Source organism: Allorhizobium sonneratiae (genome assembly GCF_023700755.1).
Lineage (GTDB): Bacteria > Pseudomonadota > Alphaproteobacteria > Rhizobiales > Rhizobiaceae > Allorhizobium > Allorhizobium sonneratiae.
In genome coordinates, this window is record NZ_JAMKOJ010000004.1 from 455326 (window position 1) to 469251 (window position 13926).

13 protein-coding genes are annotated in these 13926 nt (G+C 60.7%); 6 read left to right on the forward strand and 7 right to left on the reverse strand.

Features of this window, described 5'->3' with window-relative positions; genetic code table 11:
- Position 1 precedes the first annotated feature (1 nt).
- From NAC44_RS10410 to NAC44_RS10420, 3 genes are all read left to right on the forward strand, one after another.
- Complete coding sequence (locus NAC44_RS10410) at positions 2-1576, forward strand: bifunctional 3-(3-hydroxy-phenyl)propionate/3-hydroxycinnamic acid hydroxylase (protein ID WP_250940460.1); 1575 nt, start codon at positions 2-4, stop codon at positions 1574-1576.
- A 156-nt stretch (positions 1577-1732) separates the two neighbouring features.
- Positions 1733-3031: an MFS transporter gene (locus NAC44_RS10415; protein ID WP_250940462.1), complete on the forward strand. Its 1299-nt coding sequence runs from the start codon at positions 1733-1735 to the stop codon at positions 3029-3031.
- A 136-nt stretch (positions 3032-3167) separates the two neighbouring features.
- Entirely contained in the window at positions 3168-4016 is an 849-nt protein-coding gene (locus tag NAC44_RS10420) for a fumarylacetoacetate hydrolase family protein (protein ID WP_250940464.1), read from the forward strand.
- Between the two features lie 260 nt (positions 4017-4276).
- Here NAC44_RS10420 and NAC44_RS10425 read toward each other — a convergent pair whose 3' ends face one another.
- Positions 4277-5197, reverse strand: coding sequence for an AraC family transcriptional regulator (locus NAC44_RS10425; protein ID WP_250940466.1), 921 nt, complete (start codon positions 5195-5197; stop codon positions 4277-4279).
- A 93-nt stretch (positions 5198-5290) separates the two neighbouring features.
- On the opposite strand from NAC44_RS10425, the gene NAC44_RS10430 reads away from it, so the two are divergent.
- Positions 5291-6118 carry an oxidoreductase gene (locus tag NAC44_RS10430; RefSeq protein ID WP_250940567.1) on the forward strand — a complete coding sequence of 276 codons (828 nt, stop codon included), beginning with the start codon at positions 5291-5293 and terminating at the stop codon, positions 6116-6118.
- A 22-nt stretch (positions 6119-6140) separates the two neighbouring features.
- Here NAC44_RS10430 and NAC44_RS10435 read toward each other — a convergent pair whose 3' ends face one another.
- From NAC44_RS10435 to NAC44_RS10455, 5 genes are read right to left on the reverse strand one after another with little or no spacing between them, the layout of a single operon-like run.
- Complete coding sequence (locus tag NAC44_RS10435; protein WP_250940467.1) at positions 6141-7889, reverse strand: acetyl/propionyl/methylcrotonyl-CoA carboxylase subunit alpha; 1749 nt, start codon at positions 7887-7889, stop codon at positions 6141-6143.
- Positions 7890-7906: 17 nt separating this feature from the next.
- Positions 7907-9499: a 5-oxoprolinase subunit B/C family protein gene (locus NAC44_RS10440; protein WP_250940469.1), complete on the reverse strand. Its 1593-nt coding sequence runs from the start codon at positions 9497-9499 to the stop codon at positions 7907-7909.
- 7 nt (positions 9500-9506) lie between these two features.
- The gene (locus tag NAC44_RS10445; protein WP_250940471.1) at positions 9507-10313 is read right to left on the reverse strand and encodes a putative hydro-lyase; all 807 of its coding nucleotides are present in this window, start codon (positions 10311-10313) and stop codon (positions 9507-9509) included.
- Between the two features lie 9 nt (positions 10314-10322).
- On the reverse strand, positions 10323-11090 hold the full coding sequence (locus tag NAC44_RS10450; protein WP_250940473.1) for a LamB/YcsF family protein: 768 nt from the start codon (positions 11088-11090) through the stop codon (positions 10323-10325).
- A 10-nt stretch (positions 11091-11100) separates the two neighbouring features.
- Entirely contained in the window at positions 11101-12282 is a 1182-nt protein-coding gene (locus NAC44_RS10455) for an NRAMP family divalent metal transporter (protein WP_250940569.1), read from the reverse strand.
- Between the two features lie 85 nt (positions 12283-12367).
- Between NAC44_RS10455 and NAC44_RS10460 the strand changes: the two genes are divergently transcribed.
- Both NAC44_RS10460 and NAC44_RS10465 read left to right on the forward strand, forming a co-directional pair.
- Positions 12368-12640: a hypothetical protein gene (locus NAC44_RS10460; RefSeq protein ID WP_250940475.1), complete on the forward strand. Its 273-nt coding sequence runs from the start codon at positions 12368-12370 to the stop codon at positions 12638-12640.
- 10 nt (positions 12641-12650) lie between these two features.
- Positions 12651-13313 (forward strand): GntR family transcriptional regulator, encoded by a 663-nt coding sequence (locus NAC44_RS10465; protein ID WP_250940477.1) that lies wholly within the window; start codon positions 12651-12653, stop codon positions 13311-13313.
- On the opposite strand, the gene NAC44_RS10470 is transcribed toward NAC44_RS10465, so the two are convergent.
- The gene (locus tag NAC44_RS10470; RefSeq protein WP_250940479.1) at positions 13314-13793 is read right to left on the reverse strand and encodes an Lrp/AsnC family transcriptional regulator; all 480 of its coding nucleotides are present in this window, start codon (positions 13791-13793) and stop codon (positions 13314-13316) included.
- Positions 13794-13926: the final 133 nt, after the last annotated feature.

Consider the following 13926-nt stretch of genomic DNA (forward strand, 5'->3'; position numbering starts at 1 on the left):
TGTGACGAAAGATAGACATATCGAAGCGCGCTACGATCTCGTGATCGCTGGCTTTGGCCCCTCCGGGGCGGTGGCGGCGGCCATGTTCGGCAGGCTTGGCCATTCCGTTCTGGTCATTGACCGGCTGACCGACATTTACGACAAGCCGCGCGCCATTGCGCTCGACCATGAAATTCTGCGCCATTTCGACAATATGGGCATTGCCGAAGAGGTTCTGCCCTATGTCGCGCCTTTTACCGCGTCGGAACATTTCGGCGCGGAAGGCCAGTTGATCCGCCGCATCGACATGGTGCCGGCCCCCTATCCGCTCGGCTATACGCCGAGCATGGTCTTCACCCAGCCGCCGGTCGAGGCGGCGCTGCGCCACCACGCCGAAAGCCTGAAAACGGTTACCGTCGAACTGGGCACCGAACTGATCGGCTTTACCGATCACGGCGACGAGGTGACGGTGGAACTGAAGAATGCCGAGGGCCATGTGCGCATGGTTGCGGCGAAATATCTGATCGGCTGCGACGGCGCCTCCAGCACGGTGCGCCAGAATGCCGGGATCGTTCTCGAAGATCTGATTTTCGATGAGCCGTGGCTGGTGGTCGATGTCAAGGTGCATGACAATGCGCTGGATAAATTGCCCGCCTCCTCGGCGCAGTTCTGCAATCCGGCCCGTCCGGTCAGCTTCATCATCGGGCCGGGAAACCACCGCCGCTGGGAAATCATGCTTTTGCCCGGCGAAGACCGGCGCGAGATGGAAAAGCCGGAGAATGTCTGGACGCTTCTGTCTCCCTGGCTGACGCCTGAGGATGGCGAGCTGTGGCGCGCCGCCTCCTACCGCTTCCATGCGCTGGTGGCGGATGAGTGGAAAAAGGGCCGGGTGCTGATTGCCGGCGATGCCGCCCATCAGCAGCCGCCTTTCATCGGTCAGGGCATGTGCCAGGGCCTGCGTGACGTGACCAATCTCGTCTGGAAGCTTGACCGCGTGCTGAAGGGCCTTTCACCCGAGGCACTGCTCGACAGCTACACGGAGGAGCGCAAGCGCCATGTCGAAACGCTGACCGGCAAGATCAAGGCGATTGGTCAGGCGATCTGCATTCGCGACCCTGAAGCTGCCGCCGAGCGCGACCAGCGCATCCTGACGGAGGGCGGTGGCAAGCCGCTGATGCTGACCCGTCAGGATATCGTCCCGCCGCTGGAGACAGGCCTGATCGGTCCGCCTGAGAGTGCCGCCCGCGGCCTGCTGTTCCCGCAACCCGTTATTATCGACGGTGAAGCGACCGTGCTGCTCGACAAGGTGATCGGCACGGGCTGGCGTTTGCTGCTCGATGGCCGCAGGCTGGATCACAAAGCCTCGGATATCCTGCTGGACGGCCTGCCGGAGATGAGCGTCACCGCCGTTTTACCGAAGGAGAAGGCGGACGCAGGTGAGGGACTGCATGAGGCCGATGGCGTTCTTGCCGCCTGGTTCGACCGGCACAAGGCCATGGCCGCCATCGTGCGGCCCGATCACTATGTCTTCGGTGCCGCCGCCGATATCGCGGCTCTCAACGGCCTGCTGACCGATTTGAAGACGCGGCTCCATTGAGGCCGCGTCTTGAGAGCGCCCTGCGCACAATATGGGCACGGCGCTGTAACGCTTTCAATCTGCTGCATCATTCCTGAAACCTCAACCGGTTTCAGAAATGATGCAGTCACCATTACCCATTCCATTCAGTGCGTCACATGAGGTCGGGAGGAGATCATGACCGAGAAGACTGCCGGGGCCTATGCCCCTTACATCGTTCTGATAATGCTCTTTCTGTTTCAGACTTTGAATTTTTTCGACAAGCTGGTCTTCGGCCTGTCGGCTGTGCATATGATGAAGGAATTCAATATCTCGCCGCAGGATTTCGGGCTTATCGGCAGCAGTTTCTTTCTGCTGTTTTCGATTTCCGGCGTTCTGGTCGGGCTGTTCGTCGTTGGCCGCATTCCGGTCAAATGGATTCTGGTGATCCTGGCCCTGATCTGGTCGGTATCGCAGATCCCGATCTATTTCACCAGTTCGGTTACGGTGCTGGTCATTTGCCGCATCCTGCTCGGTCTGGGCGAAGGTCCGGGCCTGCCGACGGCGCTGCATGCCTGCCATAACTGGTTTCAGCCGGAAAAGCGCAGCGTGCCGAGCGCCGTTGTCGTGCAGGGCATCAGCGTCGGGCTTCTGGCGGGCGGGCCGATCCTCACCTATGTCATCCTGCATTACGGCTGGCGGTCAGGATTTCTGTTCTGCGGTCTCCTCGGTCTTGCCTGGATCGCGGTCTGGATGATCGTCGGCGGGGAAGGGCCCTATGCCACGGGCGAGGGCAAGAAAGATGCCGATGATGGCAGGGCGGCGATCCCGGCGCGCAATCTCTGGCTCGATCCGACGGTGATCGGCGTCATCATCATGTCGACCATGTCCTATTATATCGTCGGCATGTCGGCCACCTGGCTGCCGCCCTTCCTGCAGCAGGGGCTGGGCTATACGCCCGTCGAGACCGGCTCGATCATTTCCGCCGTCTATATCTTTCAGTCGCCGCTGCTTCTCATCGGCTCCTGGGTGGCGCAGCGCATGTTGCAAAACGGGGTCAGCAAGCGCTCGGCGCTCGGCAATGCCTCCGGCTTTGCCCTGCTGATTGCGGGTCTTGCGCTGGTCGGTTCGGTCTATGTGTCCGGTCCGCTGCAGCTTGTCATGATCGCCATCGCCTTTGCCGCACCAAGCCTGACCACGATTTACGGGCCGATCATTCTCGGATCGATTGCGCCGTCCGTCCAGCGGGGGCGGTTGATCATCGCCATCTATTCGGCCAATGCCGTTTCCGGCCTGATTTCCAATGCGCTCACCGGCTTCATCGTACAGGCTCCGGGCAAGGAGCATCTGGCGCAAGGTTATGCCAATGCCATGATCTTTACCGCGGTGATCCTGATCATCGGTGCAGTGTCGGCCTTCGCGATGATCTTTCCCGAACGCACCATTGCGCGGTTTGGGCGACTGAGCGGCCTTGTCAATTCCACGGCCGGGGCGTAACCGCAAACGGAGCGCGCAAGATCGGTTGTCCCGTCTTTCGGTCCCGCAACGGGCAGCCCCTGACGAGAAAACCTGAAATCCCCGACCGGGTTGTTTTGCACCGGTCGGGCTTAAGACTTCAAAACGGAGAAAATTCATGAGATTGTCCACTGTCAAGATTGCCGGACGCACAAGCTGGGGCGTGGTGAGCGGCGAGGTCTTCCTCGATGTCGGCGCGGTGCTCACGGGCCGTTATGCCGATCTGAAAGCTGCGATCACCGCCGGACTGGAGGGCGTGGCCGAAGTTGAGGCTTCTGCCACCGCCATCCCGCTCAGCGAGGTTGAATGGCTGCCGGTCATTCCAAATCCCGACAAGATCCTCTGCGTCGGCCTTAATTATGAAATGCACCGTCAGGAAACCGGTCGCGCCGTCGTGGAAAACCCGACGATCTTCGCCCGTTACGCCAACAGCCAGACCGGTCATCTGAAGCCGATCGTACTGCCGAAAGTCTCGCATGAGCTGGATTACGAAGGCGAACTGGCCGTGATCATCGGCAAGCCGGGCCGCTATATCTCCCGCGAGGAGGCCATGAGCCATGTTGCAGGCTATGCCTGCTACAATGACGGCAGCATTCGCGACTTCCAGCGCCATACGCATCAGTTCACGCCGGGCAAGAATTTCCCCGACACCGGCGCTTTCGGCCCGTGGATGATGACGCCGGATGAAATCGGCCCGATGGGCGACCTGCGCCTGCAAACCCGTCTCAACGGTCAGGTGGTGCAGGAAGCGACCTTCAGCCAGATGATTTTCGATATTGCCCGCCAGATCGAATATTGCTCGACCTTCACCCGTCTCGAAGCCGGCGATGTCATCGTCAGCGGCACGCCGGGCGGTGTCGGCGCCAAGCGCAATCCGCCGCTGTGGATGAAGCCGGGCGATGTTGTCGAGGTGGAAATCGACAAGCTTGGCCTGCTGCGCAATCCGATCACGGCAGAACAGGCCTGATCCGCCGGACAAGGCGTTTGAAACCTTCGCACATGCGCGCCGGATCGGGAGCATGAGAAGGTCATGGCAAGGCTCTCGGACGTTTCACCGGAAACGCCCGAGATACGCCTCAATCCTCGGAGGAAAACCGGTTCGCACTTTTCGGCCGATGCACGACAGCATCATGCGTTTTATCAAGCGCCCATAAGATGCTGCAGGCTCCAGACCTCCTGTTATTCGTAACCGGATATGCCTTTGCGTCATCCAGAGCAGACATGGCGTCATTGGTCAGAGTGCATCTCACCGAGATGTTCGCGAGCCCATTTCACTTCTTCCATTGCCGTGCGGCGGAAATGTCGCTTGAAGTCACGACTGAACTGGGCAGGGCTGACATAGCCTACCGCAAGAGCGACTTGCGTGATCGTACTGTCCTGCCGGGCAAGCAGGACCCTCGCCTGATGAAGGCGCAGCGCTTTGACATACTGTATCGGAGTGGTTCCCGTCAGCGCCTTGAAGTGCGCGTGATAGGATGGGATGCTCATACCTGCATCACTGGCCAAAGCTGCTATCGAAATCTCGGCGCAGAAGTTCTCACTCAGGCGGGCGAGACTTTTCGTAATCCGACCTGCAACCCCCCTTTGGCTCAAAGCGGCGACCATTGCTGACCCCTGCGGTCCGACGAGAATTCGGTAATGCAGTTCCCGCAGGATGCTTTTTGCGAGAACCGCTGTCTCCACCGGGCTGGACAGCGCCTTCAAAAGGCGCATGACGACATCTTCAATCTCGGGCGAGATCGTGCTGGATATAAGGCTTTTCGCCTGTTCGGCCATGATTGGCTGCTGGTGTTCAAGCGCAGACAGGATCTCCGCAACAAGCGTCATGTCGAACTCGACATACACCGCCAGAAGCGGCTTTTCAGGGCTTGCTGCAGATTCCATGCGGAAAGGGGCGGGGACCGCCACCGCAAGATAGTGGTCTTCATCGTAAACATAGAGTTCGCCGGCAAGCACGCCCTGCTTCCTGCCTTGTAACACAAAGACTGCCCCCGCTTTGTAGAGGACGGGAACATTGCTCAGAACCGTCTCGGTTCTGAGGAGCCGGACGCAGCCAAGGCCTGTTGGATTATATCCTTGCCGCGGAGCGAGCGATGCGGCGATGTCGAGCAGTTCACGTCGCCGTTCATGATTTCGGTGCTGCTTCATAGAAAATGGCAAAATATTTAGAGAAATCGCCGTCGCTTGAGAGAGGTCGGGAGAGTATCAGTCAAGTCAATGACTGACAACACGAGGTACCAGATGTCACAGAAAACCTTTTTCATAACGGGCGCGAATTCCGGTTTCGGTCTGGCGATCGCCACTGCCGCGGTTTCCGATGGACATACGGTGATTGGCAGTGTGCGCTCGCATGCGTCGAAAGTGCAGTTCAATGCGATTTTGCCGCCCGCCCATGCCGTGGTTCATGACGTCACTGATTTTGATCGGATCGACGCGCTTGTCGAGCAGGTCGAACGCGAACATGGTCCCGTTGATGTTCTGATCAACAACGCCGGATATGGCCACGAGGGTGTGCTTGAAGAGTCGCCCCTTGTAGAAATGCGGCGTCAATTTGACGTCAACGTCTTCGGTGCGGTTTCCGTCGCCAAAGCGTTCCTGCCGCGTTTTCGCCAACGGCGTCGAGGCTTCATCGTCAACGTAACCTCCATGGGCGGGATGATCACCATGCCGGGGATTGCCTATTACTGTGGCAGTAAATTTGCGCTTCAGGGCATATCTGAGGTCATGCGTTCCGAGATGGCGCCTTTCGGCGTTCATGTGACGACGCTATGCCCGGGATCGTTCCGTACAGACTGGGCAGGCCGTTCGATGGTTCGAACCGAGAGGTCAATTCCCGATTATGATGATGTGTTCGATCCAATTCGTCAATCGCGCCAGGAAAAGAGCGGTCATCAGCTTGGAAACCCGGTCAAACTGGCCAAAGCCGTGCTGACGTTGATCGCTTCGGACAATCCGCCGCCGCAACTCCTGCTCGGAAGTGACGCCCTGAAGCTTGTGTCGGCCAGGATTGAACGTCTGCAACATGAGATTGAGGCTTGGAAAGCCGTCACGGTCTCGACCGACGGCTGATGGAAAGAATGATGCCGGATTGTCAGCCTTGCCCCGTTTCAAACACCGCGATGACGGCACCAGCCTGAAGATAATCGCCCTCTTTGGCCACAAGCCGAAGCCTGCCGCTTTTCTCGGCAACAATCGGGGTTTCCATCTTCATCGCTTCCATAACGGCAAGCAGATCGCCTTTGGCCACATCCGCCGTCTCTGCCACCTTGAAGGACTGGAGCGTGCCGGATATCGGCGCCAGCACCGCATCTTCTGGCGTGTCGCCGGGTTTGGCGCTATTGGCCGGGGCTTTAGCCGCTGAACCGAGCCCGCCTAGCAAACCGCCAAGCAGACCGGGGGGCAGGCCGATGCGGTGGCGTTTTCCGTCGATTTCGATCTCCATCCGCATCATCGTATCATCGCCAACCGGTTCCGGCCGTGCCATGGCATCGAGCTTTGCGGCAAAATCGGTCTCGATCCAGCGGGTATGGACCTTGAAGCCGTCTTCGCCGGTAAAATCCTTTTCCTCCAGCACGGCGCGGTGAAAGGGAAGAACGGTGGCAACGCCCTCGATGGCAAACTCCGTCAAGGCCCGCCTTGCGCGGCGCAGCGCTTCGTCACGGGTGGCGCCGGTTACGATCAGCTTGGCGACGAGGCTGTCGTAAAGGCCGGGCACGGTCGAACCGCTCGCCACACCGCTGTCCAGCCGGATGCCGGGGCCGGAGGGGGCATCGAAGAGCGTGATCCTGCCCGGCGTTGGCAAAAAGCCGCGGCCGGGGTCTTCGGCATTGATGCGAAATTCGATGGCATGGCCGCGCGGCGCGGGGGTTTCGCTGATGGACAGCGGCAGGCCCTCGGCAATGCGGAACTGTTCGATGACCAGATCGACGCCGGTGGTTTCTTCGGTGACCGGATGCTCCACCTGCAACCGTGTATTGACCTCCAGAAAGGAAATCGTGCCATCGACGCCAAGCAGAAATTCCACCGTGCCGGCGCCGGTATAGCCTGCCGCGGCACAGATGGCTTTTGCCGCATCATGGATTTTCTGCCGCTGCTCCTGGCTGATGAAGGGGGCGGGGGCCTCCTCCACCAGTTTCTGGTTGCGCCGTTGCAGCGAACAATCCCGCGTGCCGACCACCACGACCGTGCCATGACTGTCCGCCAGGATCTGCGCCTCGATATGGCGGGGACGGTCGAGAAAGCGTTCGAGAAAGCATTCGCCCCGGCCAAAGGCGGCGGTCGCCTCGCGCACGGCAGAACCGTAAAGCTCGGCCACCTCTTCCAGTTTCCAGGCCACTTTCAATCCGCGCCCGCCGCCGCCATGGGCAGCCTTGATGGCGACGGGAAGGCCGTATTGTTCGGCAAAGGCGATGACTTCGTCCGCCGAAGACACCGGCCCGTCACTGCCCGCCACCAGCGGCGCACCCACGCTTTTGGCAATCTCGCGCGCTTTCACCTTGTCACCCAGGGCTTCGATCACCTCAGGCTTCGGGCCGATCCAGATCAGGCCTGCATCGAGAACGGCTTTGGCAAATTCCGCCCGTTCCGACAGGAAGCCATAGCCCGGATGCACGGCATCGGCACCGGAGCGCCTGGCAATAGCGATCAGCTTTTCAATATCGAGATAGGTGTCTGCCGGGCGGCTGCCATCAAGCCCATAGGCCTCATCCGCCTGTTTGACGAACAGCGCCTCGGCATCGGGATCGGCATAGACGGCCACGGATGCAAGCCCATAATCCCGGCAGGCGCGGATGACGCGCAGCGCGATTTCGCCGCGATTGGCGATCAGCACTTTCTTCATGGATGTCTCCTCCTGAATTATTGTTGTTTTGGCGCGATCTCGGCAAAGGGCCGGATGGGCCGGAAGCGGATCGTCGCGTGAATGGGTATCTGTCCGGCAAGGTCGAGATGATGCTCTGCCACCGCGCCGATCACCGGATAACCGCCGGTGAGCGGATGATCGGCGAGAAACAGCACCGGCTGACCGCTATGCGGCACCTGTATCGCCCCGGTCGCCGTGCCTTCGCTCGGCAGTTCGGCACTGTCCCGGCGCTCGATGGCGGTCTCGCCCGACAGCCTTATGCCGACGCGGCTTGACTGCGGCGTCACCTGAAAGCCTTGTTCCGTCAGCGTTTTCATGCCGTTTTCGGTAAACCAGTCGGTGCGTGGTCCAGGCACCACATCCAGCACCACCTCCTCGCCGGAGGCGGGAAGCGGAAAGGCGGGCGCTTCGTCTAGGGAAACGGCGCAGAGACCGTCACGGCGCATTTTCAGGGCCAGCACCGTTCCTGCCGTCACCGGCTGCGGTCCCACCACGGCCAGCGTATCGGTGGCGGCGCTGCCCAGCACCGGCGTCACATCAAAACCGCCGCGAACCGCGAGATAGGAGCGCATGCCGCGTGCCGGATGGCCAAGCGTCACCACATCGCCAGCCTCCAGCGACACCGGCTGGTAGGTTTGCGCGTCGATGGTCTGACCGGAAAGCGTGCGGATGCGGATCGGGCAGGGCGCACCGGCAAGGCCGATGACGGCGCGGCAATTGACCGCGAAGGAAAAACCGCCAAGCGTCAGTTCCAGCGCCGGGGTGTTGAACGGGTTGCCGACAATGCGGTTGGCGGTGTTGAAGGCGCTGCGATCCAGCGCACCGGAGGCCGAAACGCCCTGACCCGTCTGGCCGAACCGGCCAAGATCCTGAAACAGGGCAGGCATCGGTGCGGCAAGCACCCTGATTTGCGGCGCCTCTGCCGGGATGGGGTCTGGCTCGGGCTTTGGCATCTCGACGGGGATGACGGTTTTGTCTTTGGCCATGTCGATGAAGCGCACGCGATAGCCGGGCTGGAACAATGCGCCGGGGTCGCGGTCGATGTCCCACATCTTCACCGGTGTCGAGCCGATCAACTGCCAGCCGCCGGGGCTTGCCTGCGGATAGACGCCGCTGAAGGCGCCTGCCAGCGCCACGGAACCCGCCGGAATGCGGGTGCGCGGGCTCTTGCGGCGGGCGACATGCAATGTCGGATCGCCACCGACAAGATAGCCGAAACCGGGAGCAAAGCCGCAAAAGGCCACGGTAAACAGGCTTTGTGTATGGCGCCGGATCACTTCGTCCACGGATAGCCCCGTCAGTTCCGCCACATCGGAGAGGTCCTCGCCATCATAGGTCACGGGGATTTCGACCAGCCTGTCGGAGGGCGGAATTTTCGCAGACAGATCGCGTGATGCCATCTCTGCCGCCAGCGCTTCGGCACTGGTCTTTTCCGGGCGAAAGCGGACCATCAGCGTGCGGGCGGCAGGCACCATCTCGTCGATGCCGGGGATGGGGTCAGCCTGAAGTGCGGCGAACAGCGCCAGCGTCTCGTCGAGATCGGCCAGTTCCACAAGGATCGTCGTCAGGCTGACGGGCAGAAAGCGCATGGAAACCTCAGGCGTGATAGGCGGAATCGGGAATGTCGGTGATGAACATGTGTCCCGGCGCATGGGTAATGGCAAAGGGCACGTTCGAGGCCATGACGGCAGCCTGAGGGGTGACGCCACAGGCCCAGAACACCGGCACTTCGCCGGGCTCGATACGCACGGCATCGCCGAAATCCGGCTTCGACAGATCGGCAATGCCGATCTCTTCCGGCGCGCCGACATGCACGGGTGAACCGTGAACCGCCGGGAAGCGACCGGAAATCGTCGCGGCGTCGGCCACGCGGCTTGCCGGAATGGGGCGCATGGAGACGACCATATTGCCGGTCAACCGTCCCGCCGGGTGGCAGGGGCGGTTGGTCAGATACATCGGCACATTGGTCCTGTCGGTGATGTGACGGATCTCGATGCCCGCTTCCAGCATCGGCGTTTCGAAGGTGAAGCTGCAGCCGATCAGAAAGCTGACCAGATCGGGATGCTCACCCCAGGCGGCACGGGCATCGGCCACTTCCTCCACCAGCTTGCCGTCGCGCCAGATGCGGTAGAGCGGCAGATCGGTGGCGAGATCGGCATCGGGAGCAAGCCCGGTGCGGCGCGAGCCCGGATCGGAGACATCGAGAACCGGGCAGGCCTTGGGATTGCGCTGGGCGTAGAGGAGAAAATCAAAAGCCCAGTCGCGCGGCAGAACGATCATGTTGGCCTGGGTAAAACCCGGCGCAATGCCCGCCGTCGGCTCAACCTGACCTGTGCGGTAGCGGGCGCGGGCTTCGCGTGCCGCCGTCGCATCGACATGGGAGAGATATTCTTTGGAAATCATTGTCTGACCTCAGGCGGCTGACGTGAAGGACGAAACGGAGATGCCTTCGACCTCGAAGCGTTGGGCCAGCGCCTCGGCAATCGCCACCGCGCCGGGGCTGTCGCCATGCACGCAGATGGATTGCGCCTCAATCGCGATGACGCTGCCATCAATGGCCTCCAGTGTTCCCTCGCGGGCAAGGCGCACCATGCGTTCGGCGATCTTTTGCGTGTCGTGCAGCACCGCGCCCGCCTCGCGGCGCGAGACAAGCTCGCCCTTCGGCGTATAGGCGCGGTCGGCAAAAGCTTCCGCCACCACCGTGAGGCCGGACTGTTTCGCCAGATCGAGGATCGGCGCATTGGCAAGGCCCATCAGCACCAGGGTGGGATCGATGGTCCTGATCGCGTCGATGACGGCCTGACCCTGCTTCGGATCGTGGGCTATGCGGTTATAAAGCGCACCATGCGGTTTGACATAGCGCACTGTGGTTCCTGCGGCGGCGGCCAGACCTTTCAGGGCGCCGATCTGGTAGATCACATCGGCGATCAGGTCTTCGCTCGTCACATCCATATCGCGGCGGCCAAAGCCGACGCGATCGGGATAGGAGACATGCGCGCCGATGACCACGCCTTTCTCGGCGGCGGCTTTCACCGTTTTGAAAATGCCCGCCGGATCGCCGGCATGAAAGCCGCAGGCAATATTGGCGCTGGAAACCACGGCGAGCATGGCGGCGTCATCGCCCATGCGCCAGGCGCCGTAGCTTTCCCCGAGATCGCTGTTGAGATCGATGGCGGGCATGGTTTTCTCCTTATTTGCCGAGGAAGGCGAAGATGGTTCCGACGGATTCGATCGCCATATACCAGGTCATCAGGCATGTCAGCGCCCCAAGAACCAGAAGCCAGCGCGGATAGCGATAACCGCCCATCAGATCGCTGCGGGCAATGGCGGCATAGATGAAAATCGTCAGGCCGATCGGCAGGATCAGGCCGTTCAACCCACCGACGAAGACCAGCATGGCCGCGGGCGTCGTGGTCATGAACACGTAGCAGAGCAGCGAAAAGGCGATGAAGATGACGGTGGCGATATTGCGGGCGCGCTCGCTCATATCCGCCTTGAACACGGTGAGGAAGGAGACCGAGGTATAGGCCGCACCGATGACGCTGGTGACGGCGGCAGCCCAGAAGATGATGCCGAACAGCTTGAGGCCGATGGTGCCGGCGGCAGCCTGAAAGGCCTGAGCGGCAGGATTGACGCCCTTGCCGGAGGTTTCGATCACCACGCCACCGGCAACAACGCCGAGAATGGCAAGAAACAGCACGAAACGCATGATGCCGGTGACGGCAATGCCGGTCAGCGCCGCCCGATTGACGGCTTCGAGGTTTTCACGGCCGACCATGCCCTTGTCGAGCAGGCGATGGGCGCCGGAATAGGTGATGTAACCGCCGACTGTACCGCCGACAATGGTGGTGATGGTGGCGAAGCTGATCTTGTCCGGCATGATCGTCTGGCGAAGTGCCTCACCCAGCGGCGGTGAGGAGATGAAGGCGACATAGACGGTCAGCGCGATCATCAAAAGGCCCGCGCCGATGATGAAACGGTCAACCGCCATGCCGGCCCGTTTCGACAGAAAGATGCCGATGGCGATCAGCGCGCTGATGGCGCCGCCGAGCTTCGGGCTGATGCCGAAAAGCGCGGTGAGCCCAAGGCCCGTGCCGCCGATATTGCCGATGTTGAAGAACAGGCCGCCGATGATCACCAGCACGGCCAGCACATAGCCGGCACCCGGAATGGCGGCATTGGCGATATCGGAAGCGCGCATCCGCGTCAGCGTGACAATGCGCCAGATATTGAGCTGCACGACGAAATCGATGATGACCGAGGCGAGAATGCCGAAGGCAAATGCCGCGCCCAGCGAGGCGGTAAAGGTGGCTGTCTGGGTGATGAAGCCCGGCCCGATGGCCGATGTGGCCATCAGGAAGATCGCTCCCATGAGCGAGGCCCGTGCGCTTTTGTTCTGACTGGAATGTGGGCCAGCCTTCTCGGTGCTGTTGGCCACAGAGGCGTGATGTTCTGCCATGAACTGCTCCGCTTGCTTTGATGAACATCTGCCCCTCGCAGATGTTGTCTGGGGCAACTGTGACAGATTTCATCATATCGTCAAGATTGTTCAACAATATTTCCATATTGCTGCGCAATATTGGAAATTTTATAGGCAGATTGCTGCGCTATTGATCATCCTTTGCGGAATGCTTGTGCAAAGAACCGGCTCGTTCGGGCGTCATCTTGCCCGGCGGTTCCGGCTGGGTAATAGTCCGGCAAAATCATCGCGGCGCTGTCTTGCGCCGTGAAAGGAGTGCAATGACGCAGGACCTGGAAGGCTTGCCCCTGTCGGAGCGGCTTGCAGCGCGGCTACGCGACAAGCTGATTGCCGGTGAATTAAAGCCCGGACAAAAGCTCTCGGAAGCGGCCATGAGCGCGCATCTCGATGTTTCACGCAATTCGCTGCGTGAGGCCTTCCGGCTTTTGACCAAGGATGGGCTGCTCAGGCACGAGGCCAATCGCGGCGTTTTCGTCGCCACCCCCAGCATGGCCTCGATCATCGATCTTTACCGGGTGCGCAAGGTGGTGGAGTGCAAGGCGCTGGAACAGGCCTATCCGCATCATCCCGCCGTCAAGCAGATGCAGATGGCCGTGGATAAGGCGCTGGCATGTCTGGCGGGCGAGGACTGGCAGGGCGTGGGCAGCGCCAATATGCGCTTTCATGCGGCCATCGTCGATCTGGCCGACAGCAGCCGTCTTGCCGATTTTTATGCCCGTATTGCTGCCGAACTGCGCCTGAGCTTTGGCCTGCTGGCCGATCCGGAACTGCTGCACGCCCCCTTTGTGCCGCTTAATCAGGAGATTTTGGCGCTGGTGTTTGCGGGCAGGGCAGGCGAAGCGGCCACCATGCTCGATGCCTATCTGCAACGCTCCGAGCGCATGGTGCTTGCAGCCTTTGCCCGCAAGGGTGAGCCTGCCTGATCAGAAGTCCAGCGGGCGGCTGTCCACCACCTCCTTCATCACGAAAAAGGTGCGGGTCTGGCGCACGCCGGGCAGCGCAATCAGCTGGCTGCTGTGCAGGCGGTTGAAATCGGCCATGTCGCTGACGCGGATTTTCAGGAAATAGTCGAAATCGCCTGCCACCAGATGGCAATCCAGCACGAAGGCAAGCTTTGCCACGGCTGCCTCAAAGGCGGCGAAACTTTCCGGCGTCGAACGGTCCAGCACCACGGCGACCATGACCAGCGCGCCGCGCGACAGTTTTTCCGGGGCAACCAGCGCCCTGACCCCGGTCAGATAGCCTTCCTCAAACAGGCGCTGGGTGCGACGATGGCAGGTGGCCGGGCTGATCGACACCTGCTCGGCAAGATCGGCATTGGTGAGGCGACCGTTTTTCTGCAGGAGCCGCAGGATCTTCAGGTCGATTTTGTCCAGTGGTTCGACTGTGATGGAATCTTTCATAATATTCTTTTCATCTGCATGAAGACGTTAAACTCTAACGATTTTGATGAATATATCTATAGAAAATCATTAATCTTAGAAAGCACCTTTCATGCGCTTTTGGTTAGCATGGCCTATCCTTCATCTCCATTGA